Origin of the sequence: Herbaspirillum sp. 3R11, assembly GCF_004563925.1 — a bacterium.
GTDB lineage: Bacteria > Pseudomonadota > Gammaproteobacteria > Burkholderiales > Burkholderiaceae_D > Herbaspirillum.
In genome coordinates this window covers 588,096-614,604 of the sequence record NZ_SPNJ01000004.1, presented here as the reverse complement: position 1 = coordinate 614,604, position 26,509 = coordinate 588,096, and the positions used below count along the sequence as shown (strand labels likewise).

Annotated in this window: 24 protein-coding genes; 11 read left to right on the top strand and 13 right to left on the bottom strand. The window is 61.7% G+C overall.

From position 1 onward, the window contains the following. Positions 1-2 precede the first annotated feature (2 nt). From rodA to E4P32_RS19575, 3 genes are all read left to right on the top strand, one after another. Positions 3-1,112 (top strand): rod shape-determining protein RodA, encoded by a 1,110-nt coding sequence (gene rodA / locus E4P32_RS19585; RefSeq protein WP_116435948.1) that lies wholly within the window; start codon positions 3-5, stop codon positions 1,110-1,112. A 128-nt stretch (positions 1,113-1,240) separates the two neighbouring features. Next, a complete protein-coding gene (locus E4P32_RS19580; protein ID WP_116435947.1) occupies positions 1,241-2,311 on the top strand; it encodes a septal ring lytic transglycosylase RlpA family protein in 1,071 nt (356 codons plus the stop codon). Between the two features lie 30 nt (positions 2,312-2,341). Beyond that, on the top strand, positions 2,342-2,674 hold the full coding sequence (locus E4P32_RS19575) for an SMR family transporter (RefSeq protein WP_016833797.1): 333 nt from the start codon (positions 2,342-2,344) through the stop codon (positions 2,672-2,674). A gap of 31 nt (positions 2,675-2,705) precedes the next feature. Here E4P32_RS19575 and rsmI read toward each other — a convergent pair whose 3' ends face one another. Further along, positions 2,706-3,626, bottom strand: coding sequence for a 16S rRNA (cytidine(1402)-2'-O)-methyltransferase (rsmI, locus tag E4P32_RS19570; RefSeq protein WP_116435946.1), 921 nt, complete (start codon positions 3,624-3,626; stop codon positions 2,706-2,708). 11 nt (positions 3,627-3,637) lie between these two features. On the opposite strand from rsmI, the gene E4P32_RS19565 reads away from it, so the two are divergent. The 5 genes from E4P32_RS19565 to E4P32_RS19545 all read left to right on the top strand — a co-directional run bounded on the left by E4P32_RS19565 (position 3,638) and on the right by E4P32_RS19545 (position 7,419). Continuing rightward, positions 3,638-4,858, top strand: a complete 1,221-nt coding sequence (locus E4P32_RS19565) for a penicillin-binding protein activator (protein ID WP_116435945.1) — start codon at positions 3,638-3,640, stop codon at positions 4,856-4,858. Positions 4,859-4,864: 6 nt separating this feature from the next. Continuing rightward, complete coding sequence (locus tag E4P32_RS19560; RefSeq protein ID WP_116435944.1) at positions 4,865-5,269, top strand: YraN family protein; 405 nt, start codon at positions 4,865-4,867, stop codon at positions 5,267-5,269. Positions 5,270-5,432: 163 nt separating this feature from the next. Next, the gene (locus E4P32_RS19555; RefSeq protein ID WP_116435943.1) at positions 5,433-6,029 is read left to right on the top strand and encodes a phosphoheptose isomerase; all 597 of its coding nucleotides are present in this window, start codon (positions 5,433-5,435) and stop codon (positions 6,027-6,029) included. Continuing rightward, positions 6,022-6,684 carry a BON domain-containing protein gene (locus E4P32_RS19550; protein WP_116435942.1) on the top strand — a complete coding sequence of 221 codons (663 nt, stop codon included), beginning with the start codon at positions 6,022-6,024 and terminating at the stop codon, positions 6,682-6,684. Before E4P32_RS19555 ends, E4P32_RS19550 begins: the two co-directional genes overlap by 8 nt. 183 nt (positions 6,685-6,867) lie before the next feature. Beyond that, positions 6,868-7,419 (top strand): TlpA disulfide reductase family protein, encoded by a 552-nt coding sequence (locus E4P32_RS19545; RefSeq protein WP_199525679.1) that lies wholly within the window; start codon positions 6,868-6,870, stop codon positions 7,417-7,419. 93 nt (positions 7,420-7,512) lie between these two features. Here the strand turns inward: E4P32_RS19545 and E4P32_RS19540 are convergent, their stop codons facing one another. Further along, the gene (locus E4P32_RS19540; protein ID WP_116435941.1) at positions 7,513-9,219 is read right to left on the bottom strand and encodes a methyl-accepting chemotaxis protein; all 1,707 of its coding nucleotides are present in this window, start codon (positions 9,217-9,219) and stop codon (positions 7,513-7,515) included. A 299-nt stretch (positions 9,220-9,518) separates the two neighbouring features. Between E4P32_RS19540 and E4P32_RS19535 the strand changes: the two genes are divergently transcribed. Then, positions 9,519-11,573, top strand: a complete 2,055-nt coding sequence (locus E4P32_RS19535; protein WP_116435940.1) for a GGDEF domain-containing protein — start codon at positions 9,519-9,521, stop codon at positions 11,571-11,573. Here the strand turns inward: E4P32_RS19535 and E4P32_RS19530 are convergent, their stop codons facing one another. From E4P32_RS19530 to E4P32_RS19485, 10 genes are all read right to left on the bottom strand, one after another. Next, positions 11,574-12,497 (bottom strand): EamA family transporter, encoded by a 924-nt coding sequence (locus E4P32_RS19530; protein ID WP_116435939.1) that lies wholly within the window; start codon positions 12,495-12,497, stop codon positions 11,574-11,576. 19 nt (positions 12,498-12,516) lie between these two features. Next, entirely contained in the window at positions 12,517-14,016 is a 1,500-nt protein-coding gene (locus tag E4P32_RS19525; RefSeq protein ID WP_116435938.1) for a M81 family metallopeptidase, read from the bottom strand. A gap of 25 nt (positions 14,017-14,041) precedes the next feature. Continuing rightward, on the bottom strand, positions 14,042-15,298 hold the full coding sequence (locus E4P32_RS19520; protein ID WP_116435937.1) for a Zn-dependent hydrolase: 1,257 nt from the start codon (positions 15,296-15,298) through the stop codon (positions 14,042-14,044). Between the two features lie 60 nt (positions 15,299-15,358). Continuing rightward, positions 15,359-16,063: an ABC transporter ATP-binding protein gene (locus tag E4P32_RS19515; RefSeq protein ID WP_016833809.1), complete on the bottom strand. Its 705-nt coding sequence runs from the start codon at positions 16,061-16,063 to the stop codon at positions 15,359-15,361. Next, complete coding sequence (locus tag E4P32_RS19510) at positions 16,060-16,839, bottom strand: ABC transporter ATP-binding protein (RefSeq protein ID WP_116435936.1); 780 nt, start codon at positions 16,837-16,839, stop codon at positions 16,060-16,062. Before E4P32_RS19510 ends, E4P32_RS19515 begins: the two co-directional genes overlap by 4 nt. Continuing rightward, positions 16,839-17,825: a branched-chain amino acid ABC transporter permease gene (locus tag E4P32_RS19505; protein ID WP_116436051.1), complete on the bottom strand. Its 987-nt coding sequence runs from the start codon at positions 17,823-17,825 to the stop codon at positions 16,839-16,841. Before E4P32_RS19505 ends, E4P32_RS19510 begins: the two co-directional genes overlap by 1 nt. A gap of 10 nt (positions 17,826-17,835) precedes the next feature. After that, on the bottom strand, positions 17,836-18,696 hold the full coding sequence (locus tag E4P32_RS19500) for a branched-chain amino acid ABC transporter permease (protein WP_016833812.1): 861 nt from the start codon (positions 18,694-18,696) through the stop codon (positions 17,836-17,838). A 104-nt stretch (positions 18,697-18,800) separates the two neighbouring features. Then, the gene (locus E4P32_RS19495) at positions 18,801-19,994 is read right to left on the bottom strand and encodes an ABC transporter substrate-binding protein (protein ID WP_116436050.1); all 1,194 of its coding nucleotides are present in this window, start codon (positions 19,992-19,994) and stop codon (positions 18,801-18,803) included. A gap of 596 nt (positions 19,995-20,590) precedes the next feature. Next, positions 20,591-22,084 carry a CoA-acylating methylmalonate-semialdehyde dehydrogenase gene (locus tag E4P32_RS19490; RefSeq protein WP_116435935.1) on the bottom strand — a complete coding sequence of 498 codons (1,494 nt, stop codon included), beginning with the start codon at positions 22,082-22,084 and terminating at the stop codon, positions 20,591-20,593. Positions 22,085-22,105: 21 nt separating this feature from the next. Beyond that, positions 22,106-23,428, bottom strand: a complete 1,323-nt coding sequence (locus E4P32_RS19485) for an aspartate aminotransferase family protein (RefSeq protein ID WP_116435934.1) — start codon at positions 23,426-23,428, stop codon at positions 22,106-22,108. Between the two features lie 181 nt (positions 23,429-23,609). On the opposite strand from E4P32_RS19485, the gene E4P32_RS19480 reads away from it, so the two are divergent. Continuing rightward, positions 23,610-25,052: a PLP-dependent aminotransferase family protein gene (locus E4P32_RS19480; RefSeq protein WP_116435933.1), complete on the top strand. Its 1,443-nt coding sequence runs from the start codon at positions 23,610-23,612 to the stop codon at positions 25,050-25,052. A 41-nt stretch (positions 25,053-25,093) separates the two neighbouring features. Then, positions 25,094-25,750 (top strand): HAD family phosphatase, encoded by a 657-nt coding sequence (locus tag E4P32_RS19475; RefSeq protein ID WP_199525678.1) that lies wholly within the window; start codon positions 25,094-25,096, stop codon positions 25,748-25,750. A gap of 6 nt (positions 25,751-25,756) precedes the next feature. On the opposite strand, the gene E4P32_RS19470 is transcribed toward E4P32_RS19475, so the two are convergent. Beyond that, positions 25,757-26,413: a DsbA family protein gene (locus tag E4P32_RS19470; protein ID WP_116435932.1), complete on the bottom strand. Its 657-nt coding sequence runs from the start codon at positions 26,411-26,413 to the stop codon at positions 25,757-25,759. Between the last annotated feature and the right edge of the window lie 96 nt (positions 26,414-26,509).

Here is a 26,509-nt window from a genome sequence, read left to right as displayed (position 1 = left end):
CTATGAGTCTCCATCGACCACCTTTGTGGCAACGCATCAAACCGCATCTGGCGGTGTTCGACGGCGCGCTGTCGCTGATCATCTTCCTGATCATGTCAGTCGGCATCGTCACGCTGTATTCGGCCGGTATGAATTTCCCGGGACGCGTCGAAGACCAGCTGCGTAACATCCTGGTTGCCTTCATCGTGATGTGGATTGCGGCCAATGTCTCGCCGCAGACGCTGTTGCGGTTTGCGGTGCCGATTTATACCATCGGCGTGGCGCTGCTGATTGCCGTGGCGGTGTTCGGCATCGTCAAGAAAGGCTCGCGGCGCTGGCTCAACATCGGCATGGTGGTGCAGCCGTCGGAAGTCATGAAAATCGCCATGCCGCTGATGCTGGCCTGGTACTTCCAGAAGCGCGAAGGCATGATCCGCTGGCCGGTGTTCCTGATTGCAGGCTTGCTGCTGGCGGTGCCGGTCGGCCTGATCATTCGTCAGCCCGATCTCGGTACCGGCGTGCTGGTGCTGGCGGCGGGCTTCTACGTGATCTTTTTCGCCGGCCTGTCGTGGAAAGTGCTGACCGGCCTGGCCATCGCCGGCGCCGCCAGCCTGCCGGTGATCTGGTCGGTGCTGCACGACTACCAGCGCCAGCGCGTGATGATGCTGATCGATCCGACCTCGGATCCTCTGGGCAAGGGCTTCCACATCATCCAGTCGACCATCGCCATCGGTTCCGGCGGCGTCACCGGCAAGGGCTGGCTGATGGGCACGCAGACCCATTTGGAATTCATCCCCGAGCGCACCACCGACTTCATCTTCTCGGTCTTCTCGGAAGAGTTCGGCCTGATCGGCAACACCATCCTGGTGGTGCTCTATCTGCTGCTGATCGGCCGCGGCCTGATGATCACCGCCAATGCGCCGACGCTGTTCACGCGTTTGCTGGGTGGCTCCATCACGATGATTTTCTTCACCTACGCCTTCGTCAACATGGGCATGGTCAGCGGCATCCTGCCGGTGGTCGGCGTGCCGTTGCCGTTCATGAGCTACGGCGGTACCGCGCTGGTGACGCTGGGGCTTGGAGCTGGCATCCTGATGAGTATCCAGCGCCATCGCAAACTGGTGCAAACGTGACAACGCGGGCGACATCCTGATTTTGTAACGACCGGCGGGGCAGCGGGCATTTCCGCGTTGCATCGTGGATACTCTGGTATCGTTGCGCTCGAAGTCACACAACAATACAAGTTCAGGGAACATTGCAAATGCGGGATTTTCTTGTCTCGACGCCGCGCGTGATGCGCTGGTTGTCCTTATTGGCGCCGCTGGCGCTGGCGGCGTGCAGCAGCGCGCCACCGCTCAATCCATCGCCGTCGGCGCCATCTGCGCCGACGCCGGTAGCGCGCAGCGCCAACGGCAAGCCCTTGCCGGCGCTGCCTGCTGCGGGCTCCGGCCGCGGCGGCTACTACAAGGACGACGGTCCGGGCGATCAGCCGCCGGAAGGCCTGCTCGACACGCCTGACGCTGAACCGCGCGTCGAGCCGTATTCGAAATCGGCGCTGCGTCCTTATACCGTCTTCGGCAAGACCTATACGCCCATCAGCGACAACCGTCCATTCAAGCAACGCGGCATCGGCAGCTGGTACGGCAAGAAATTCCACGGCCAGAAGACGTCATCGGGCGAGCTCTACGACATGTACAAGATGTCGGCCGCGCATCCGACATTGCCGATTCCTTCCTATGCGCGAGTCACCAACCTGAAGACCGGCGCGCAGGTGATCGTGCGCATCAACGACCGCGGACCGTTCCATTCCACGCGCATCATCGACTTGTCCTATACCGCAGCGCTCAAGCTCGGCTACCTGTCGTCCGGCAGCAGCGAACTGGAAGTCGAGCGCCTGCTGCCTGATGAAATCGCGCGCATGGCCGAGAACAAGCGCAACGGCATTCCGGATACTGCCACCGCCGCGCCTGCGGCAGAAGTTGTGTCGGTCGGCAGTGTGACGCCACCCGGACAGATCATGCCGGTGGCGATGACGACTGCGCCGGCGGTCGCGACATCTTCCTCTTCACCAGCCTCAGCTTCCGCAGGCACAGCGCTGGCCAGCGGTTTCTACCTGCAGTTCGGCGCCTATGCGCAGGAAGCCAACGCCCTGGCCGCGCGCGACAAGCTGATGCAAGGCCTCGGCGGCGCTGTTGAAAAAATGGAAGCGGTGGTCGTCAACGGTCTGTATCGGTTGTACGCCGGCCCTTACGCCACTCGCCCGGCGGCCATGGACGCCGCCCAGGTGGTGCGTCAACGCAGCAGCGTGACGCCGTTCGTGGTCGAACGCTGATTCGCTCAACTCACTTTACAGGACAGACACATGCATCCCTATTTATTGCTGGGCATCGCCATCGTGGCCGAAGTCATTGCCACCTCCGCCCTGCGCGCGGCTGAAGGCTTTACGCGCCTGCTGCCGTCGATCATGGTGGTGATCGGCTATGCGGTGGCTTTTTTGTGTCTGTCGTTGACCTTGAAATCGATCCCGGTCGGCATCGTGTACGCAATCTGGTCGGGGCTGGGGATCGTGCTGATTTCGGTGGTGGCGTATTTCTTGTACGGCCAGTCGCTGGACCTGCCCGCCATCATCGGCATGGCATTGATCCTGGTCGGCGTCGTCGTGCTCAACCTGTTTTCAAAATCGACCGTGCACTGATATCAGTGCACGGAGGCGTCACGCAGACGTTTCAGTTCGACGCTTCGTTCGCATCCTTGATCTGCAAAGCGCGCTCATAGAGCGCGTTTTTCTTTTGGCCGGTGATTTGCGCGGCCAGTCCCGCGGCCTGCTTGAGCGGCAATTCTTCCAGCAGGATGCGCAGCACGCGTTCGGCTTCGGCGTCGTTGTCGTCGCCGGCGGCCGTGGCGCCTTCCACCAGCACCACGAACTCGCCGCGCTGGCGGTTGGCGTCTTCGGCCAGCCAGGCCGGCGCTTCGGCCAGCGGGCAACGATGCACGGTTTCAAACAGCTTGGTCAGTTCGCGCCCGAGCACGACATGGCGCTCGGGACCGAAGGCCAGCAGCAGCGCGTCGATCGTTTCGACGATGCGGTGCGGCGCTTCGTAGAACACCAGCGTGGCGGTATCGCCCGCCAGCTTTTGCAGAGCATGTTCGCGCTGTTTTGACTTGTTCGGCAGGAAGCCGATGAAGCGGAATGCATCGTTGACCAGTCCGCTCGCCGACAGCGCCGTCACCGCCGCCGATGCGCCCGGCAGCGGCACCACCCGCAGTCCCGCGGCGCGCACGGCCTCGACGATGCGCGCGCCCGGATCCGACACCGCCGGTGTGCCGGCGTCCGACACCAGGGCGATGCGCTGGCCCTGCTGCAGGCGCGCAATGATCTTGTCTGCGGCTTCGCGTTCGTTATGTTCATGCGCCGCGATCAGCGTCTGGCTGATGCCGTAGCGCGTGAGCAGGTGGCTGGTGTTGCGGGTGTCTTCGCAGGCGACGGCGTCGGCGATGGTCAGGACGTGCAAAGCGCGCAACGTTACGTCGCAAACATTTCCGATGGGCGTGGCCAGCACATATAATGCCGACTCAGGATACGTCTGCTGCGCGGCCTCGCTCAGGACTGACGACGCGGCTGCCGCGCTGGAGTTGGGGTGACTCATTGGAGAAGATAATGTTGGGAAAATGGGCGAAAGTCATCTTGCAGACTGTCATGCTGAGCGGATTGTGCGCTTCCGTGCAGGCAAATACAACCGTTGCGGAGAATGCCCCGGCTGAACCGGCGCCGCTCGCGCAAAGCGACAACGCGCCGCCGCCCAAACGCGTTGCGCTGCTGCTGCCGCTGCGCTCCAGCGTGTTCGGCGCCGCTGCCGATGCGGTGCGTACCGGTTTCCTCACGGCCTCCGAACGCACGCGCGACAATCTCGTCATCACCATCATCGAAACCGGCGACTCCGTGCAGGATGTGCTGAGCGCGTACAACGACGCCGCCGCCAAATACGACATCATCGTCGGCCCGTTGGCGCGCAGCGCCGTGACCGCGCTGGCGCAATCCAACAATATCGTCAAGCCGACCATCGCGCTGGCGCAGCCGGACCTTCCCGACGGCGCGGAACAGCGCCTGCCGCGCCAACTTTTGCTGGTGGGTTTGTCGATCGAAGACGAAGCGCGCCAGGTAGCCGCCTGGGCCGAGCGCGTCAAGACCCCCGGCAAGATCTTTGCGGTCGCCACCAATGTCGCCTGGCAGCGTCGCGCCGCCAAGGCCTTCACCCAGCAAGCCCGGCAGATCGGCCTGACGGTCGACAATCTCGAACTGAGCGTGCCCAACAACGCACTCAGCGCCAGCGGCCTGGCGCAACTCAGTCAGCGCATCCAGGCCGAAAGGCCGGCGCTGCTGTTCGTCGCGCTCGATGCCGCCCAGACCATCCAGCTGCGCAGCGCCATCGGCAACGAGATTCCACTTTATGGCACCTCCCAGCTCAATCCCCTGACGCTGGCGACGGCGACGGCAGCAATCAATGCGGCAGCGAAAGCGGCCGCCACCAACACCGCACCGCCGGCCAACGACAGCCGTTTGCCCGAACTTGACGGCGTGCACCTGGTCGACATGCCGTGGCAATTGCAGGCCGACCACCCCGCCGTGACGGCTTATCCGCGCTCGGTCGCCAATACGGACGGCAAGCCCAATGCCGACCTTGAGCGTCTGTACGCGCTCGGCATCGACGCCTTCCGGGTCGCCAGTGAAATCGCCGCGCAGCGTTCCGGCTTCGACATCGACGGCGTGACCGGCCAGATCAACGCCAACATGGGCGCCGGCGCCACGTATTTCCAGCGCAAGGAAACCCAGGCCGTCTACCAGGACGGCATCGCGGTTCCGGTGGCCAACCAGCGCTGAGCGCGCATGGCCTTGTTCGACCGGCTGCGCGGCAAGGCCGACACCGGTCCGCGCACCAGCAAGCAAGTCAGTGGAGACGCCGCCGAGGATGCGGCGCTGGCCTTCCTGTGCGGCGAGGGACTGCGCCCGGTCGAGCGCAACTTCCGCTGCAAGGGCGGCGAAATCGATCTCATCATGCAGGACGGCGACACGCTGGTGTTCGTCGAGGTGCGCAAGCGCAGCAAGGACAGCTACGGCGGCGCACTGGCCAGCGTCACACGCGCCAAGCAGCGCCGCCTGATCGTTGCGGCCCAGATTTTCCTGCAGCGCTACCGCATGCCGCCGGCCTGCCGCTTTGACGTCATCGGCTATGACGGCGACCGCATGAACTGGCTGAAGAATGCCGTGGAAGCAAGTCCTGAAGCATATTGATACGCTTCTTTGCCGCTTGCACAAGCGGAGCCGCCAGCCAACTACACTATAATTGCCGGGCTTATTGGCACTGTCTGCCGCCGCTTGCCAGTTCCACGCCGGCAACCCGGGCGGACACACCAGACAATGTCGTTCTTCATGCATCGTTAAATTTACTCGCACCATGACCAATCAACGTATCCTTTCGCATTTCCAGGAAAGTGCCGAACTCAAGATCCACGCCGGTGCCGTGCTGGCGCAGCCGATCGAGCAGGCGATTGAACTTATGTTCACGGCGCTGTCGAATGGCAACAAGATTCTTGCCTGTGGCAATGGCGGTTCGGCAGCGGACTGCCAGCATTTTGCCGCTGAACTGGTCGGTCGTTTTGAACGCGAGCGCCTGCCGCTGCCGGCGCTGGCGTTGACAACGGACACCTCGATCCTGACCGCAGTCGGCAACGACTACAGCTACCTGGAAATTTTCTCGAAGCAGGTCCAGGCCTTCGGCCAGGCCGGCGACGTGTTGCTGGCATTCTCGACCTCGGGAAATTCCGGCAACGTGCTGGCCGCCATCGAGATTGCCCAGGAACGCGACATGCGTGTGGTGGCGCTGACCGGCAAGGGCGGCGGCGCCATTGGCAAGAAACTGACCGATGCCGATGTGCATATTTGTGTGCCGCATGACCGTACCGCGCGCATCCAGGAAGTGCATCTGCTGACTTTACATTGTATTTGCGACGGTATCGATGTCGCGCTCTTTGGAGGTGATGTGTATGAATGATGTCAAGGCTGGCTGGACCACGTTGTTGAAGTTGCGCCGTCCACTGGCGGCTGCCGCCGTATGCGGCATGCTGGCGATCGGCTTGCAGGGCTGCTTCGGCGTACTGGCCGGCGGTTTGCTGGCCGGCACTTTTGCTGCCACCGATCGCCGCACGCTGGGCGCGCAAACCGAGGACAAGTCCATCGTGGTCAAGGGCGAAGCCAACATCCCTGGCGTGGTGCCGCAGGGTTCGCACGTCAACGTCACCAGCTTCAACCGCAAGGTTCTGCTGAGCGGGGAAGTGCCTGACGAGGCATCCAAGGCTGCCGCCGAACGCGAGATCAAGAGCCTGCCGGGCGTCGAAGGCGTGTTCAATGAACTGGCCATTTCCGGCTCGTCCAACTTCTCGTCGCGTTCCGGCGACGCGCTCGTGACCAGCAAGGTGCTGGCCAGCCTGGTTGATGCCAAGGATCTGTATTCCAGCGCGTTCAAGGTCACCACCGAACGCGGCATCGTCTACATCATGGGACGCGTGACGGAACGCGAAGGCAAGCGTGCGGCGGATATCGCCGCCGGCGTGAGCGGCGTGCAAAAGGTTGTGACGCTGTACGAATATATTTCGGAAGAAGAACTCAAGCAGTATTCCCGCCAGGCGCCGCCGGATCCGGCAAAATAAGCTGAATCCTGCAGCAGAGGAAGTCACTGCAGCAGGGCGGAGCCGCCGCGTTCATGATTGTTCATGGCCCGGCGGCTTTTTCATGGCGCGTCTATAATGCGTCAATCGACTGATGTTTCCGGATGGTCCGACACGGTTCGATGTTGTCGCTTTGTCATCCGGCAATACTGCTACGGAAAGATCATGGAAGCCAAAAACGCCACCTCAGCAACGCCCGCAGCCGCTGCCGCGCCCCGTCGTCGCCTCGGCCTCAAGCTGGGCGGATTGGCCGTCGTCGCAGCCGTCGCCTTGTTCGGCTACAGCTCGCTGTCGGCGCGCAATACCGCTCCGGACGTCACCTTCGTCAAGCTGGACGGCGAGAAGGTCGCGCTCAAGGACTTGCGCGGCAAGGTCGTGATGGTCAACTTCTGGGCCACCAGCTGCACCACCTGCGTCGGTGAAATGCCGCAGATGATCTCGACCTACAACAAGTACAAGGACCAGGGCCTGGACTTCGTCGCCGTTGCGATGAGCTACGATCCGCCGAACTACGTCCTCAACTACACCGAAACCCGCAAGCTGCCCTTCAAGGTTGCACTTGATCCCCAAGACACGCTGGCCAAGGCCTTCGGCGACGTCAAGCTGACCCCGACCACCTTCGTCATCGGCAAGGACGGGAGCATCCTCAAGCGCTACGTCGGCGAGCCGCAGTTTGCCGAACTGCATCAGCTGCTGGAAAAGGCGCTGGCCGCCTGAAGCAGGTATCTGGTTCAGCAATGAAAAACGCCGGCTGCATGCCGGCGTTTTTCATGGGACTTCCTGATCAAGATCCCGTGCTGAACATCACCATCAGAACTGTTCCCAGTCCCCTTCGGATGCTTTGGCGGGAACCGTTGTCGACGCCTGCTTCAGCTTGGGCGCATCCGCTTTGGCCACGCGCGCCCGCATCGTTGCAGCCGGCTTGCGCTGCGGCGTGATGTCGAGCGTGCGCAGCGCCGGTTTGACCGCCACCGCCGTGTTGTCCAGCTTGAACACGCTCACCACCTGGGTCAGCGTACTTGCCTGATCCTGCAGCGATTGCGCGGCGGCGGCTGCCTGCTCCACCAGCGCGGCGTTCTGCTGCGTGGTCTCATCCATCTGGGTGATGGCGCGATTGACCTGCTCGATGCCGTCGCTCTGTTCCTGGCTGGCCGAACTGATTTCGCCGACGATGTCGGTTACGCGTTTGACGCTGGCGACCACTTCGGTCATGGTGGCGCCGGCCTGTTCGACCAGCTTGCTGCCGGAGCCCACTTTCTCCACCGAATCGTCAATCAGCGCCTTGATTTCCTTGGCCGCCGCCGCCGAGCGTTGCGCCAGGCTGCGTACTTCGGAGGCAACCACCGCGAAGCCGCGGCCCTGTTCACCGGCCCGCGCGGCTTCCACGGCGGCATTCAGCGCCAGGATGTTGGTCTGGAAGGCGATCCCGTCGATCACGCTGATGATGTCGACAATCTTCCTGGATGATTCATTGATTGCGCCCATGGTGTCGACTACACGGCCGACTACACTGCCGCCCTCCACCGCGACCGCGGATGCCGAGACGGCGAGCTGATTGGCCTGGCGCGCGTTGTCGGCGTTCTGCTTCACGGTCGAGGTCAGTTCTTCCATGGCCGATGCGGTTTCTTCCAGCGCGCCGGCCTGGCTTTCGGTGCGCGCCGACAGGTCGAGGTTGCCGCTGGCGATTTCGCTTGAAGCGGTGGCTATGGTGTCGGTGCCGCTGCGCACTTCGCCGACGATATTGAGCAGGTTGTCGTTCATGGTCTTGAGCGCTTGCAGCAGCTTGCTGGTTTCATCCTTGCCGCTGCCGTCGATGTGCGAGGTCAGGTCGCCCGAGGCGACTGTCTCTGCAATGCTCACCGCCTGGTTGAGCGGACGCGTGATGCTCAGCGTCAGCAGCCAGCCGAGCAGGCCGCCGAGGATCAGTTCAATCACGCCCAGGCTCAGCAGCAAGGTGCGTCCCGATTGATAGCTGTCGTTGATATGCTGTGCGGCCTGATTGATGATCTCGGTCTGGTAGTTGGCGTACTTCAGCACGCTGCCGGAGTAGTCGTCCATCATCTTGACCAGTTTGGTGTTGGTCAGCTGCTTGGCTTCCTCGGCATTGCCGGCCGCCTTCATCTTGAAAATATCTTCGCGCGCGGTGCGGTAGACGGCGCGCAGCTTGCCGACTTCGTCAAACAGTTGTTTCTCTTCCGGTGAAGAAATCGCCGCTTCCACCCGTTTCTGGGTATCGCTGACCTTCTTCGATTCCGCATCGATCTGGGTCTGGAAGTATTTCTGGAATTCGGCATCATCGCTGCGCATCACGGCAAAGGTGCGCACGCCGTTTTCCTTGATGGCGGCATGCCATCGCGAGGCGTCGCGTTCTTTCTGCAAGGCATTCTTGACCATGTCGTCGGTGGCGTCGCCGATACCCTGCAGGCGCCAGACGCCGATGCCTACCATGACCGCCATCAACATCAGCATCGCCAAAAAACCGATCCCGAGCCGCACACCTATCCTGTAGTTCTTCATGGCCGTCTCCTTTTCCCGTGCTGCATTTTCATTTCCGCGCCGGTGTGCGCGGGCGTTGAATTATTGTTATCGGTCCAGCGTATCACAGCGAAATGGCTTCAAATCGAAGGTGAGCGGCGCTTTGTAGGGTCTTTTGTCAACTCTGCGTCAGGATTGGAAGGAAACCGGGGCGGCATCGCCGAAATGCCCCCATGCAATAGTGACAACGTGCCGCTATAATCCTCTGCTTCGGAAGTGCACCACGGCAATGCGCATGGCCGCCCACCTCACGATTACTTCACGATCAAACCTACGGTCCCATGACAATAAAACCGGACGCGGCTGCGCAGGCTGCGGAATTAGAAAAACTGACGCAGTCGCTGGTGCGTGAACGCGACGCCCGCCTGCAGTCCGACGCCGCCACCGAAGGCCGCCTGCGCCAGCTGCAAGTGCTCGAAGCCGTCACTACGGCCGCCAACGACGCCGACACGCTCGACCAGGCCCTGCAATTCGCCATCGATGAGATCTGCCGCTACACCGGCTGGCCGCTCGGCCACTGCTTCCACGTGCGCAAGGGCGCCAAGCCGTCGGTCCTGGTGTCCAGCGGCATCTGGCACGGCGCCAACCGGCCCGAATTTTCCGCCTTCCGCTGCATGTCCGGCGATCCGCAATTCCTGGCGGAACAAGACTTGCCCGGCCGCGTGCTCAAGGAAGCCGCGCCGGTCTGGATCGTCAACCTCGGCGCCGACCGTGATGCATTGCGCGCCGACATTGCACGTTCAGTCGGCATCCGCGCAGCGATTGCGTTCCCGGTGATGAGCGGCGGCGATGTGGTGGCGGTGCTGGAATTTTTCTCGGTGCGCATCCTGTCGCTCGACGATCACCTGCTGCGCCTGATGAGCCTGATGCGCCAGATCGGCACGCGTCTCGGTCGCGTTGCCGAGCGCGCGCAGGCGCTGCGACGGCTGGCGCATGATGCCTCGCACGATGCGCTGACCGGCCTGCCCAATCGCAACCTGTTCCTGCAACAACTGGACCTGGCGCTGCAACGCCAATGGGATGACGAGAACGCGCACTTTGCCGTATTGTTCATCGATCTCGACCGCTTCAAGATCGTCAACGACAGCCTCGGCCACCTCGCCGGCGACCGCATGATCATCCAGGTGGCGGCGCGTCTCAGGAATGCCCTGCGTCCGGATCACCCCGCCGCGCCTTCCTCCGCCGACACCTTGCGCGTTGACGGCGTCAGCCCGAGCTACACGCTGGCGCGCATGGGCGGCGATGAATTCACGGTGCTGCTGAGCGATATCGATGACGTCGGCGAAGCGGTACGCATCGCCGAGCGCATCCAGGCGGCGATGGCCTTGCCGTTCCTGATCCGTGACCAGGAGATTTACGCCGGCGCCAGCACCGGCATCGTATTCGGCGACGTCGGCCATACGCTCGCCGACGAAGTCCTGCGCGACGCCGATCTGGCGCTGTACCGCGCCAAGTCGATGGGCGAGAGCCGCTACGAAGTGTTCGACCGCAGCATGCGCAAGGGCGCGGTCAGTCGCCTCGCCGTTGAGACCGCGTTGCGCCACGCACTGAAGAACAACGAATTCGTCTTGCACTACCAGCCCATCATCGAACTGCAGGCCGGCACCATCGTCGGCGTCGAAGCGCTGGTGCGCTGGCAGCGCGGACCGGATGAGCTGGTCTATCCGGGCGACTTCATCGACGTCGCCGAAGACACCGGCCTGATCCTCCACATCGGCATGTGGGTGCTGCGCGAAGCCTGCCGCCAGATGCACCAGTGGCACCGGCAATTCCCGCGCGCCAAGCCGCTCACCATCAGCGTGAACATTTCGCCGCGCCAGTTCGTGCAGCCCAACCTGGTGGATCAGATCAAGCAGATCGTCGCCGAGACCGGCATCGATCCCAACACCCTGCGTCTGGAAATCACCGAAAGCGTGACCATGGGCGATGTCGAGCGCACCATCCGCATCCTGTCGCAGCTGCGCGAGATCGGCGTGCGCTTCAGCGTCGACGATTTCGGCACCGGTTATTCATCGCTGAGTTACCTGCACCGTTTCCCGCTGGACGTGTTGAAGATCGACCGCTCCTTCGTCATGCGCATGAACGAGGATCACGAGCGCTTGCAGATCGTGCAGACCATCATGACGCTGGCGCGCAATCTGGGTATCGAGGTGGTGGCGGAAGGTACCGAGACCGAGATGCAGGTCGACCACCTGCGCAACATCGGTTGCGATTTCGGGCAGGGATTTTTCTTTTCGCGCGCGCTGGCGCCGGAGACGGTGACGGACTTGCTCTACGTGCCGCACCACGTGCTCAAGACTGCTTTCGTCAATTCACTGCAGACAGCGCAGAACTGATCAGGCCCTGCTCAGGCGCAGGGATCCTGCCGGCAGCAGCACACAGACGGCGGCGCCGAAAATCAGCGCGAAGCCCAGCAGGTCGGGCACGCTGGGACGTTCGCCGAGCAGCAACATCGCACTGCTGACGCCGACCACCGGCACCAGCAAGGTGCCCAATGCGGCAACGCCGGCCGGCAATCTGGCAATGATCTCGAACCACAAGATGTAGGCCGCGGCCATGCCGAAAAAGATGTGATACGCCAGCGCGATCATGACCGGCAGATGCAGCGCACCCGGATGTGGCCATCCCTCGAACGACAGCAAGCCGGCCAGCGCCACCAGCGCGCCGATCAGCAATTGCCAGGCGGCGATCGCCAGCGGTTCGGCGTTGATTTTGGCCCACTTCATGTAGACGGTTCCGGCAGCCCAGGTCAGCGCTGCCGCCAATGCGTAGAGGATGCCATGCGGCAGGTTCAGCAGGCCGCCGCCGATCAACGGCGCAATCAGCACCGCCAGGCCGCCGGCTCCGAACGCCAGACCAATGGCGCGCATGCGGTCGAGTTTTTCACCGAGCGCGATGCGCGCAAACAGCGTCGCCCACAGCGGCATCGAATAAGTGATGATCGCCACGCGCGAGGTCGCCGCACCGAGCTGGGCGAAGGTCAGCAAGATGTTGAACAGCGCGATGTTGAGCAGCCCCGTCATGACGATGTGCGGACGATCGCGCCGGCTGATATGCAGGCTGCGCCCGCGTGCGAACGCCAGCGCGAACAGCGTGCACGCGGCAGCGCCGAGACCGATGCTGCGCAAGGTCCACGGCGAGATCCCGCTCAACGATATCTTCACCGCAGGCCAGTTGAGTCCCCAGAGCACACCGAGGATGAGCAGCAGCAACTTCGCCTTGCCGCTGTCCTTGCGGCTCTGCGCGCTCGTCGATGGCATGGTCGTATTACTCAGATCGTCAGACGGGCGAGGGTGTTGCAGCGTCGAGCGGATAGACCGGACGCCGCACCTTGCGGATCGGGAACAGGTCGAAGTTGGAACTGGTCGGGCCGCCGCTGTCGGAGTCGCATTCCACCAGCCCTTTGCTGATCGGCACGAACACCGGGCGGCAATACATGCGCGACTTCAGGATCACGTAATCCATCGTCGCCGGGTCCAGGCCGAGGCTGGTGAACACGCCCAGGTCATACGGCTCGACGCGTTCCTCGGTGATGACGATTTTTGCTGCGCCGGTGTCGAACAGCACGCTGTTGCCCATATTGATGGTCGAGCCGGTATAGATCGGACCCGATACGCGGAACACGCCGTCGGTGATCGCCAGCACCTTGCCGGTCAGTTGCAGTGGCGTCTTGACGATGCCCTGCTGCGTCAGCGCCACCTTGTTGCCGACCGCCAGCGTGACTGTGCCGCCCACGCCCGCTTTCAATAATTGCGCGACCGCTTCCGGATCGCTGATCGGACCGGCGGCGATGCCGCGCATGCCTCCGGCCAGCGCCGCTTCCAATACGTCCATGGTGTTGCAGGTGCCGCCCGACATGACGTTGTCGCTATGGTCCAGCAACAGCACCGGGCCCTTGCCCGAACCCGCAGCCATTTCACGCGCATGCGCCAGCGACTCGCGCAGCGGCTGGCTGTCGTAGACGAAATCGTCACGCTCGGCCCAGATCTGTTTCGCAATCGTGTCGGCGACGTTTTGCGCGAGCGCCGCATCGTTGTCGGTCACTACCACCACCGACATGCCGGCATCGCGGAAGTCGGACAGCGGAAATCCGGCCAGCACCGACACCGCCAATACGCCGGTCTGCTTCTCCGCCAGCTTGGCCTGTTCAACCGCGCGCAACATTGCCGAGGCCGAGGTATTGCTGGTTAGCGTCGCCGACAGCAACGGTACTTGGCGCCAACCGGTGACCGGGCGCGACTTCTCTTGAAGCAGCTCCACCAGCAGGCGTCCGGCGTGTTCGCCGGTTTCATACATGTCGATGTGCGGATAAGTCTTGAAGCTGACGATGATGTCGGCGTTGTCGACCATCTTTTGCGTGACGTTACCGTGCAGATCGAGCGCCACGCACAGCGGTACATGCGGCGCGATCTTGCGGATGCGTTCGAGCAGCGCGCCTTCGCCATCGTCGGCGTTCTCCGCCACCATGGCGCCATGCAGGTCGAGCATGATGGCGTCGCAACCGCCTTCGATTGCCCGCACGATGGCGTCGGTCATCAGCGTGTACGCATCGGCGGCCACCGTTGCACTCGGATTGGCCGTGGCGGACAACGGCGTCACGATGGTGGCCGACAGGCCGTCAGCGATATCGAGGAAGGCACCCATCGCAGTGCGTGCGCCTTTCTGATCCTTGTAGGCAGCGGCGTCCCATTGCGGCAGGAACGCTTCCAGCGGCGTCGGGATCGGCGAGAAGGTGTTGGTCTCGTGGTTGAGACGGGCGACGACTATCTTTAACGGCATGACTATTCCTTGCGGGGTTCGTTATTCAGGCGACGACTTTTGCGCTGGCCAGCATTGCATGCAACAGCACGTTGGCGCCGGCTTCCAGATGTTCGGGTTTGGCGTCCTCGATTTCGTTATGGCTGACACCATCCTTGCACGGTACGAAAATCATCCCGGCCGGGGCCAGGCGCGCGGCGTAGATCGCATCGTGACCTGCACCCGAAACCACATCCATGGTGGCGTAGCCAAGCATCGCCGATGCATTGCGCACTTCGCCGACGCAGTCGGGATGGAAAGGGCAGGGCGGGAAGTAGGACACGCGTTCCAGCTCGATCTTCAGTCCGGTCTTCTGGCGGGTTTGTTCCAGATACGCCAGCAGATCTTCGTGCATCTGATTGAGCGTTTCATCGCTGACGTTGCGCAGGTCGATGGAGAATTTCACCTGGCCCGGAATCACGTTGCGGCTGTTCGGCATCACCTGCACCTGGCCGACGGTGCCGCGGCCGTAGGGCGGATAACGATTCGCGATGGCCACGACTTCCTGCATGATGTACGTCGACACTTGCAGCGCGTCCTTGCGGATTTCCATCGGCGTCGGACCGGCGTGCGATTCGAAGCCGGTGACCGTGCAGTCGTACCACGACAGACCCAGCACGGCAGGCACCACGCCGATCACGGTGTCGGCGTTTTCCAGCACCGGGCCTTGCTCGATGTGCGCTTCGTAGTACGCACCGATCGGATGATCGCCGCACTTCTGTTCACCGATGTAGCCGATGCGCGTCAGTTCATCCTTGACGTTCTTGCCGTCAGTGTCGGTCGCGCTGTAAGCATGCTCCAGCGTGAACGCGCCGCAGAACACGCCCGAACCCATCATCACCGGCACGAAGCGCGAACCTTCTTCGTTGGTCCACACCGCGACTTCGATCGGCGCTTCGGTCTGGATGTTGTGCTGGTTGAGCGTGCGGATCACTTCCATGCCGGCCAGCACGCCGTAGTTGCCGTCGAACTTGCCGCCGGTCGGCTGTGTGTCGATGTGCGAGCCGGTGACTACCGGCGGCAGGTCGTTATTGCGGCCGGCGCGGCGCATGAAGATGTTGCCGATCTGGTCGACGACGACGCTCATGCCTTCCTGTTTGGCCCAGCTGCTGACGAGATCGCGGCCCTGCTTGTCGAGATCGGTCAGCGCGAGGCGGCAGACGCCGCCCTTCTGTGTCGCACCGATCGCGCCGAGATCCATCAGCGAGTTCCACAGGCGTTTGCCGTCGATGCGCAAATTGGTGATGCTGGTTTTTGTGTTCATGATGATTCCGTCAGATTCAATGGTGTTCGTAGTCAGGCAGGCTGAAAATCAGGCTTCAACTCATGCAGCTAAATTCACGCCAAGATAGCGATCTTTCGCGCTGTCGTCGGCGAGGAATTCCGCGTTGGTCGCGGTATAGGCGATGCGCCCCTGTTCCACAATGTAATGGCGATCCGCCAGTTGCGTGCAGACCTCCAGGTTCTGCTCGACCAGGATGATCGACATGCCGGTGGCCTTGATCAGTTTGATCTGCGCGACGATCTCGTCGACGATCACCGGCGCCAGTCCCTCGACCGGCTCATCCAGCATCAGCACCTTGGGATGCGTCATCAGCGCGCGTGCGATCGCCAGCATCTGCTGCTCGCCGCCCGACAACTGGCCGCCGCCGTTCTTGCGGCGCTCCTTCAGGCGCGGGAATATCTTGTACACGTCTTCCAGACCCCAGGCCGAATCCTTGCGCGCCGCCATGGTCAGGTTTTCTTCCACCGTCAGCAGCTTGAAGATGCCGCGATGTTCCGGCACCAGGCACACACCGCGCGCAGCGATCTTGTAAGCCGGCAGGCCGGCAACGTTGTTGCCTTCGAACATGACCTTACCCTGGCGCGGCTGCACCACGCCGACGATACTTTTCAAGGTGGTGCTCTTGCCGGCGCCGTTGCGGCCCAGCAGCGTTACCACTTCGCCGGCCGCGACCTGCAGCGACACGCCTTGCAGCACATGGCTCTTGCCGTAATAGCCGTGAATGTCCTGTACGTTGAGGATCATGCTTTTCCTCCGTTCTTTCCACCGGTGATCATGCTGCCCAGATAAGCGCGGCGCACGCGTTCGTCATTGCGGATTTCATTCGGCTTGCCTTGCGCCAGGATCTGTCCCTGTTGCATCACGGTGATGCTGTCGGAGATGTCCATCACGATATCCATGTTGTGTTCGATCAGCACCACGGTGTAATTGTCGCGCAAGCTGTGGATCAGTTTTTTCATCTCGGCGATGTCGTCGATGCCCATGCCGGAAGTCGGCTCATCGAGGAAGATCACCTTCGGCTGACCTGCCATCGCCATGCCGACTTCGAGGCGGCGTTGCTGGCCGTGCGAGAGTTCCGACGACAGGCGATCGGCGACGCCTTGCAGGTTCAGGCGCGCCACCAATTGTTCGGCGAGGTCGCAGGCCTGGCGCAGCAACTCGGGCCGCTTCCATGGATTGAGCGCCTGCGCCGGACGCGTGCCTTGCGCCGCCAGCCGCAGGTTTTCGCGCACGCTCAGGTTGGGGAACAGGCTGGTCACCTGGAACGAACGCGCCAGGCCTTTGCGCACGCGTTTGTAGCCGGGCAGGTGCGAGACTTCTTCGCCCTCGACCAGGATGCTGCCTTCGGTGATCGGCGTGGTGCCGGTCAGCGTATGGAACAGCGTAGTCTTGCCGGCGCCGTTGGGACCGATCACCGAATGCACGGTGCCCGGCAGGATGTCCAGCGTGATGTTGTTGACTGCGGTGAACTTGCCGTAGCGTTTGGTGACGTTCACCGCTTTGAGGATAGGCGTGCTCATCAGTGGATCTCCTTGGCGACGTCCGCGCTCGGTTTTGCGCCGGGACGGAAACGTTGCAACAGCGATTGCGCCAGGCCGTACAAGCCCTTGTGCATGTACAGGCTCACGCCGATCAGCAGGAAGCCCAGCAGCATCAGCCAGCGTGGCCACAGCGTCGACAGCCAGTTGCCGACAATCACGTAGAACGACGCGCCCAGCACCGACGCGAACAGGTTGCCGGTGCCGCCGATCACGGTCATGATCAGGATCGATTCGCTGGTGTGGTATTCGATGTTCGACAGCGGCGCGACGCCGGTCATCATCGCGTGCAAACCACCCGCGAGACCGGTCACGGCACCGGAGATGACGAACGCGGCCAGCTTCAGCAGGGTGATGTCATAGCCGACAGCAGACGCGCGCGCCTCGTTGTCGCGCACCGCCAGCAGCGTGCGTCCCAGCACAGAGTCCACCACGCGCTGCAACAGCCAGAACACCACCACGAACAGGATCGCGACGAAGCTGTAGTACTGCCACGACGTGGTCGTCGGCAACAGCGTGTGGCCCAACACGGACAGGTTCGGACGCGGGATGTCGAGCAGGCCGTTGTCGCCGCCGGTGATGTCTTTCATCGTGTAGGCGAGGAAGTAGAACATCTGCGCAAACGCCAGCGTCAGCATGACGAAATAAGTGCCGCGCTGGCGAATCGAGAACCAGCCGACCAGCAGCGCAATCAGCCCGCCGATGAGTGCGGCGATCAATAGCGAAATCAGCAGCGGCGCCTTCAGGTGCAACAACGCCAGACCAGTGGCGTAACTGCCGATGCCGAAGAAAATCCCCTGGCCGAACGACATCAGCCCGGTATACCCGAGCAGCAGGTTGCAACCGAGTGCGGCCAGCGCATAGATCAATACTTCAGTCGCCAGCGTGCCGGAGCCGACGCACAGCGGCAGCAGCAACACCACGGCGATGACCAGCAGCGTAAAGCGGAAATGAGCGATATGTTTCATGATCATCTCCTCAGCTGGCGCGGCCGAGCAGGCCGTTCGGACGCAGCAGCATGACCGCCGCCATCGCCACATAAATCATCAGATGCGCGCCTTCCGACCACACCGTGCTCATCACGCTTTGCACGATGCCTACCAGGATGCCGCCCACCAGCGCGCCGGAGAAACTGCCGAGGCCGCCGATCACCACCACCACGAACGCGATGCCCAGGGCCTCGACGCCCATGAACGGTTCGACGCCGCGGATAGGCGCCGCCAGGGCGCCCGCCAGGCCGGCGGTGAACGCGCCCAGTGCAAACACCAGGCTGAAAATGCGATCGATATTGAGGCCCAGCAGCGACACCATTTCAGTCGATTCGCTGCCGGCGCGCACGATGGAACCGAGGCGTGTTCCTTCGAGGATCCACCACAACAGCAGCGCCATCACGGCGGTGAAAGCGATCACGAACAGACGGTATTTCGGATACACGAAACCACCGGCCATGACCACGCCCTGCAAGATATCCGGCGGTGAAATATTGTTGCCCAACGGACCCCAATAAGAGATCACGGCCTCCTGCAACACCAGCGCCAGGCCGACCGTGAAGAGAATATGGAAGTGATGCGGCAATGCATAAATGTGGCGCAGGACGAAGCGCTCAACCAGGAATGCAAACAAGCCGACCACGACGGGAGCGATCAACAAGGACCACCAGAAATTGACGCCCATTTCACCAAGCTGGAAGCAGAAATACGCACCCAGCAGGAAAAACGCGCCATGCGAAAAATTGACGAAACGCAGCAGCCCGAACACGATGGAAAGGCCCACCGCGAGCAGGAAATACAGCATGCCGATGCCGATGCCGTTGGCAATTTGCAGCAGATAGATATTCATGAAACCTCGAAACGCTTGTGCAAGCAGCTTGCAGTAATGTGCGGAGTTGGCGCGATACAGGATGTCTGTACCGCGCCGTGCAGAAACAAACTACGCCAACAGGTTTAGCCCAATTTACACATGGTTTTGTCGAGCGCGAGGAAGGACTTGCCGGACGAGATGATGTCCGCATAGTCGTTCTTGTTGCGCATCTTCGACTTCGCCTTGCCCTTGAGCAGGTAGTAGTTCTTGATGACCTGGTGATCGCCCTTGCGGATTTCTTCGGTGCCGGTCAGGCCTTCATACTTCATGCCTTCCATCGCCGCAATGACCGCTTTCGGATCGGTGCTGTTGGCCTTGATGATGGCGTCGAGCACGATCTTGGTACAGATGTAGGAACCGGCCAGGCTGTAGTTCGGGTCGATCTTCAGCGAGTCGTTGACGATCTTGACGAACTCCTTGTTGAACGGCGCATCGATGGCGTGCCAGTATTGCGCGCCGAAGTACACGCCGTCGCAAATGTCCGCGCCCAGGGTTTCGAATTGTTCCAGGCCCGAAGCCCAGGCCATCAGGATGGTGCAGTTGTTCTTCATGCCGAAGCTCACGGCTTGACGCAGCGTGTCCGACGATTGCGAGCCGAAATTCAGCAACAGCAGGACGTCCGGCTTGGCAGCCATGGCGTTGGTGAGGTAGCCACTGAATTCCTTCTCGGCCAGCGAGTGGTAGCTGTTGCCGACGTGCTCAATGCCTTTTTCCTTGAAGATCGCCTTGGCCGCGCTCAGCAAGCCGTCGCCGAACACATATTGCGGCGTGATGGTGTACCAGCGTTTGGCGTTGGGCATCTTTTCCAGCAGTGGACGCACGGTTTGTTCGATCGCGCCGAAGGTCGGCACCGACCAGCGGAAGGTAGCGCGGTTGCAATCGCTGCCGGTGATTTCATCAGCGCCTGCGGTGGTGATGAAGATGCTGCCGCCTTTTTCCGCTTCCTTGCCCATCGCCAGCGCTTCGCCGGAGAGGATGCCGCCGGCGAAAAAGCGCGTGCCCTTTTCCATCGTTTCCTGCACCTTGCGCACGGCGGTCGCCGGTTTTCCTTCGGTGTCGAGCGTGGTGTAAGTCAGGTTCTTGCCGAGCACCTTGCCGTATTTTTGCAGCACCAGCTTCATGCCCATGTCGGCGTACTTGCCGTTGGCGGCGAACGGACCCGACATTGGAACAGGGCAACCGAACTGGATCGCATCGGCTTGCGCGAAGACATCGGTATAGGACAGCGCGCCAGGTGCGGCGAGGGCGGACAGCTTGAGAAAATCACGACGTTTCATCATATTCACATCTCCAAAAAATGACTGCGCATTGAAAGGGTTGATCAGCAATTGAGTCGGGGTATTGTGACGCAAGTTCCATGCCCGTGACGATGAAAAATCATGGCGTCGCCAGAGGCAAAAATACGGGGAAAGCTATTGCAGGGATATGAGGAAATGCACCGCGTTTACCTCGGTAAAAGCAGTGTGAAGATGACGGTTTTGCGACCTTGTGCGCACGCGAATGTGCGAACGTCGCAATGCATGATGACGATGGATCATGTTTGCTCCTCCTGGATTAATGTCTCTGTTCGTTTTTATATTTTTACTGCCGCGAATGCTTGCATGATCGTGCCTTTTTGCACGTCTGCATTTTGTTTTTTCGCGTTACTGCATGCTACGTGAATTACTTCCCGGAGGGATTTTTCTTTTGATGAATTTAATTATTCCTTTCAGCAGATGACGGTGCATTTTCAGTATCGTTCTGCACCACCAAATTCGTCTTTCGCACCAATACTTCACATGGTAAAACCGGTTCTGAAAACGGCGACGGCATGAGGTTCGCTCATGCCGTTTTTGTCTATGAAGAAATCGCCGGTTTCATCTTTTTTTCAAGCTCACTTCATCTGCGGGAAAGCGAACTCGGCGCCGGCGCTGGCGGTGTTCGGCCAACGCTGCATCACGGCTTTCGCGCGGGTGTAAAAACGCACGCCTTCCGGACCGTAGACATGATGGTCGCCGAACAGACTGCGCTTCCATCCGCCGAAACTGCTGAACGCCATCGGCACCGGCAGCGGCACGTTGACGCCGACCATGCCGACTTCGATCTGACGCACGAACTCGCGCGCCACGCCACCGTCGCGTGTGAAGACGGCGACACCGTTGCCGTATTCATGATTATTGATGAGCTCGACCGCGGTAGCGACATCGGGTGCGCGCACCACGCACAGCACGGGTCCGAAAATTTCTTCCTTGTAGATGGTCATTTCAGGAGTTACGTGATCGAACAGCGTGCCGCCGACGAAGAAACCGTTTTCACGACCCGGCACCTTGAAGCCGCGACCGTCGACCACCAGCGTCGCGCCTTCTTCGACGCCCTTGCCGATCAGGCCTTCGATACGCGCTTTTGCTGCAGCGGTGACGACCGGGCCCATCTCGGCATCTTTTTCCATGCCGTCGTTGATCTTCAGATTGCGGGTGCGTTCGGCCAAAGCCGTGACCAGCTTGTCGCCGGCGTCGCCGACCGCGACCGCGACCGAGATCGCCATGCAGCGCTCACCGGCCGAACCGTATGCTGCGCCGATCAGCGCATCGACCGCAACTTGCATGTCGGCGTCGGGCATGACGACCATGTGATTCTTGGCGCCGCCCAAGGCTTGGACGCGCTTGCCCTTGGCGCTGCCGCGCGCGTAGATGTATTCGGCGATCGGCGTCGAGCCGACGAAGCTGATGGCTTTGACTTTCGGATGATCGAGCAATGCATCGACGGTGACCTTGTCGCCCTGGATGACGCTGAACACGCCGTCCGGCAAACCGGCTTGCTGCAGCAATTCGGCGATCAGCAGCGAGGCCGACGGGTCGCGTTCGGAAGGCTTGAGGATGAAGCAGTTGCCACAGGCCAGCGCGATCGGGAACATCCACATCGGCACCATCGCCGGGAAGTTGAACGGCGTGATGCCGGCCACCACGCCCAGCGCCTGGCGCATCGACCAGGCGTCGATGCCGCGGGCGATCTGGTCGGTGTATTCGCCCTTGAGCATCTGCGGAATGCCGACTGCGTACTCGACCACTTCGATGCCGCGCGCGACTTCGCCTTGTGCGTCGGAGAAGGTCTTGCCGTGTTCGCGGGTGAGAATCGCGGCGAAATCGTCGGCGTGCTGCTGGATCAGGTTGAGGAATTTGAACAGCACGCGTGCACGCGTCAGCGGCGGCGTGTTGGACCATGCCGGAAAAGCTGCTGCGGCTGCGGTGACGGCATCATTGACTTCTTCCGCCGTGCCCAGCGCAACGCGTGCGACTGGTACGCCCAAGGCAGGGTTGAAGACATCGGCGTAGCGGTCGCTGTTGGTGTCGACGCGGCGGCCGCCGATGAAGTGGGTAATCTTTTCCATGCTGACTTGTTTCCTTGGTTCTTAATCTAATGTTTTCAAAATGGCGGCGAGCTTGCCGAACAGTTCGTCGATGTGTTTCTTCTCGATGATCAGCGGCGGCGACAAGGCGATGATGTCGCCGGTCACGCGGATCAGGATGCCGTCGTTGAAGGCGCGGCGGAAGGCGTCGTAAGCGCGTGCGCCGACCTTGCCCGGGATCGACGCCAGCTCGATGCCGACGATCATGCCGATGGTGCGGATATCGATCACGTTCGGCAGTCCGCGCAGAGAATGCGCGGCTTCCTGGAAGTAATCGGCGACGCTGTTGGCGTGTTCGAGGATGCCGTCCTGTTCGAAGATATCCAGCGACGCCAGGCCGGCGGCGCAGGCCAGCGGATGGCCGGAATAGGTATAGCCGTGGAACAGTTCGATGCCGTCGGGGCCGTTCATGAAGGCTTCATGGATGTGCGGCTTGACGAACACGGCGCCCATCGGCACCACGCCGTTGGTGAGGCCCTTGGCGGTGGTGAAGATGTCCGGTTCAACGCCAAAGTAGTCCGATGCGAACGGCGTGCCGAGGCGGCCGAAGCCGGTGATCACTTCATCGAAAATCAGCAGGATGCCGTGCTTGGTGCACAGCTCGCGCAGACGCTTGAGATAGCCCTTGGGCGGGATCAGCACGCCGGTCGAACCGGCCACCGGCTCGACGATCACGGCGGCGATGTTGGAGGCGTCGTGCAGCGTGACCAGACGCTCCAGTTCATCAGCCAGGTGGGTGCCGTATTCCGGCTCGCCCTTGGTGAAGGCGTTCTTTTCGAGGTTATGGGTGTGCGGCAGGTGATCGACGCCTTGCAGCAGCGCCGAGTTGAAGGTCTTGCGATTGCCGCCGATGCCGCCGACCGACATGCCGCCGAAGCCGACACCGTGGTAGCCGCGCTCACGGCCGATTAGGCGGGTGCGGGTGGCGTCGCCGCGCACGCGGTGATAGGCCAGGGCGATTTTCAGGGCGGTGTCGACTGCTTCCGAGCCGGAGCCGGTATAGAACACTTGCGAGAAGCGTCCGCCGGTGTATTGCTTGAGGCGCTCGGCCAGTTCAAACGCCATCGGATGGCCGAGCTGGAACGACGGTGCGTAGTCCAGGGTCGCCACGGCCTTTTGCACGGCCGAGACGATCTTCGGCTGGGCGTGGCCCAGCGGTACACACCACAGGCCGGCAGTGCCGTCGAGGATGGCGTTGCCGGCGTCGTCGCGGTAATACATGCCTTCCGCCGAGACCAGCATGCGCGGGCTGGCTTTGAAGTTGCGGTTGGCGGTATAGGGCATCCAATAGGCGGACAGGTCGGAAGAAGACAGTGGTTTGTTCATTTCAGGCGCACCTCGGGCGGTTGACGATGCTCGATTATTGCGAGACGCGGCCAGGATTGTTAGATACACTTTGGAATTAACCGAAGAACTGTATTGTTTATTTCAACAATCTGTATTGATGACACTTGCCCGCCTGACAAGCTCTGAAGCGCGTCGGCCTGCGGGCGGCAGCGAGGAAAAGATGGCGAAAGCCCAGCGTGAAGCGGTTTACCTGACATTGGAGCGCAACGGTGCAAAGGGCGGCTCCAGAAGTGGGAGCAACCGCCTGGTCGAGCAAGTGGTGAACGGATTGGCGCAATTGATCGAACAGGGCGCGCTGCGGTCGGGCGAGCGCCTGCCGTCGGTGCGGCAGTTCGCCGAGTCGCACGCCATCGGCGCCTCGACTGTGGTGGAAGCCTATGAGCAACTGGTCGCGCGCGGCCTGCTGATCGTGCGGCGCGGGGCCGGCTTCTTCATCGCGCCCAAGGGCGCCAACCCGCCGCCGGCAATGGCCTTCACGCCGCCCGATCCGGTCATCGATTCAGCCTGGCTATTGTCGGAGATGTTCGCCGACGAGCGCGTGCCGATCAAGGCCGGCTGCGGCTGGCTGCCCGGCAAATGGCTGGACGACGAAGGACTGCACCAGGCCGAGCGCCGCATCATCCGCTCGCCCGGCGCGCAGCAGGTCGGCTACGGCCATCCTTACGGCTACGCGCCGCTGCGCCAGATCATCTGCCAGTTCCTGGCCAATTGGTCGCTGGAAGTCTCGCTCGACCAGGTGCTCACCTCGCATGGCGCCACGCAGGGCCTGGATCTGATCATCCGCACCATGGTCAAGCGCGGCGATACGGTGTTCGTCGACGACCCCGGTTATTGCAATCTGATCGCCATGCTCAGGATGGCCGACCTCAACGTGATCGGCATTCCGCGCACGCCCACCGGTGTCGACACCGAAATGCTGGAGACGCTGGCGCGCACGCACAAGCCGAAATTGTTTTTCACCACCAGCGTGCTGCACAACCCGACCGGAACGTCATACACGCCGGCCTGCGCGATGCGTGTTTTGCAGGCGGCCGAGCGTCATGGTTTCTGGGTGGTGGAGGATGACATCTTCCGCGAGCTGGGCCAGCCGACCGATCCGATGCTGGCGGCGCTGGACGGTTTGCAGCGCGTGATTTACGTCGGCAGTTATTCGAAGACCATCGCGCCCTCGCTGCGCCTCGGCTTCATCGCCTGCCAGCGCGATCTGGCGCGCCAGCTGGTGCATACCAAGATGGTGCTGAGCCTGACCAATTCCGAAATCAACGAACGCCTGGTGCACAGCGTGCTGACCGAAGGCCACCATCGCCGCCACGTCGAAAACCTGGCGGCGTCGCTGCTCAATGCGCAATCGCGCGTCAACGGCAAGCTCAGCGAGACCGGCCTGACGCCGTTTACCACGCCGCGCGGCGGCATGTTCTCCTGGGCGCGGCTGGACGGCTGCGACCTGAGCGCACGCGAGATCGCCGACCGGGCGCGGCAAAAAGGCATCTGGCTGGCGCCGGGGGAATTCTTCCACCTCACGCCGCCGGATCAGCCGTGGTTCCGTTTCAACGTGGCGTATGCGGATGCGCCCGAGTTGTATGAATTTTTCCGCACGCTTTGATGTCTAGAACATTCCTTCAACATTCAACTGATGGTCGCCTGATGCAAAAATTCAACCCTGACTATGCAAGTTCGGCCGGCATCCGCGCCGTGGTGTTCGATTTCGGCGGCGTGCTGTTCGACTGGAATCCGCTGCACCTGTATCAAGAACTGATTCCAGACGCCGCCGAGCGCGAACATTTCCTCAACAATGTCTGTTCGCCCGACTGGAACATACGCCAGGACGGCGGCCGCACGCTGAAAGACGGCACCGAGTTGCTGCTGGCCGAACATCCGCAACATGAGCCGATGATTCGCGCGTTTTACGATCGCTGGACGGAAATGCTGCGCGGGCCGCTGCATGACGGCGTGGAACTGCTGCGCACCTTGCACGACAAGGATGTGCCGCTATTCGGCTTGACCAACTGGTCTTCGGAGACCTTTCCGTACGCATTGGCGAACTATGATTTCCTGCAGATATTCCGTGACATCGTGGTGTCGGGAACGGAGCAATGCATCAAGCCGGACGATGTGATTTACCAGATCGCGCTGACGCGCTACGGCAAGCATCTACCGAACCTGAAGCCGTCGGAACTGGTCTTCCTCGACGACTCGGCCAAGAACGTGGAAGCGGCGCGCCGCCTCGGCTGGCATGCAATTCATCATGTCGATTGCGCCGAGACGGTGAAGCAGCTGCGCGAACTTGGCTTGCCTGTCTGAATCGAATCAGCGACGCGTGTACGCGGCAAGATGCTCGCGCCACGCGTCAGGTTCGCCCAACCAGCGACCGGCATCAAACATTTCGAGACGCCCGTCCTGCTCCAGTACAAAAGTCGGAAAGCCGTGACCGCCGACCTGCGCCAGCAAGCGGCGGCTGGCGGCGATATGCTGCTGCAATTCTTCTTCACCGATGCATTCGTATGCTTGCGCGAATTCGTCGGCATCCAATCCCAGTTCGATCGCCAAGGTTTGCAGCACCTCTGTATCGGCAACACGCTTGCCTTCGACGTAATGCGCAACTTGCAAACGCGACAGCATATCGAGGCCGCGTTCGGCGACCTTCTGCGTCGCCAGAATCGCCTTGATCGGCGGCGCCGAATCGAAGACGGCGGTCTCATCCAGCAGCAAGCCGTTGAAGTAGTCGTCGCCGAATGGCTGGCCGGTCAATTCCGCGATCCGATGATCGTATGGCATGACGTAATCACGCAGGGCCGGGCTGACCTGCTGGCGGTTGGCGCCCATCATCATGCCGCCGCCATGGCCGATCACCGGCATGATCTCGCGTGCAACTGCAGCCAGCGGCGCGGCGCCGTAGCACCAGCCGCACAGCGGGTCGTAGATGTAATGCAGCGCAGTAGTGCTGCTGGTGTTGTGAGTGCTCATGATGCGTTCCTTGAAGAGAGATCGGTAGCCTAACGTGAAACGCCGACGCATGCGCGCCGGCGATTCACGACAGGTCCTCGTTGATCAATGTGTGTT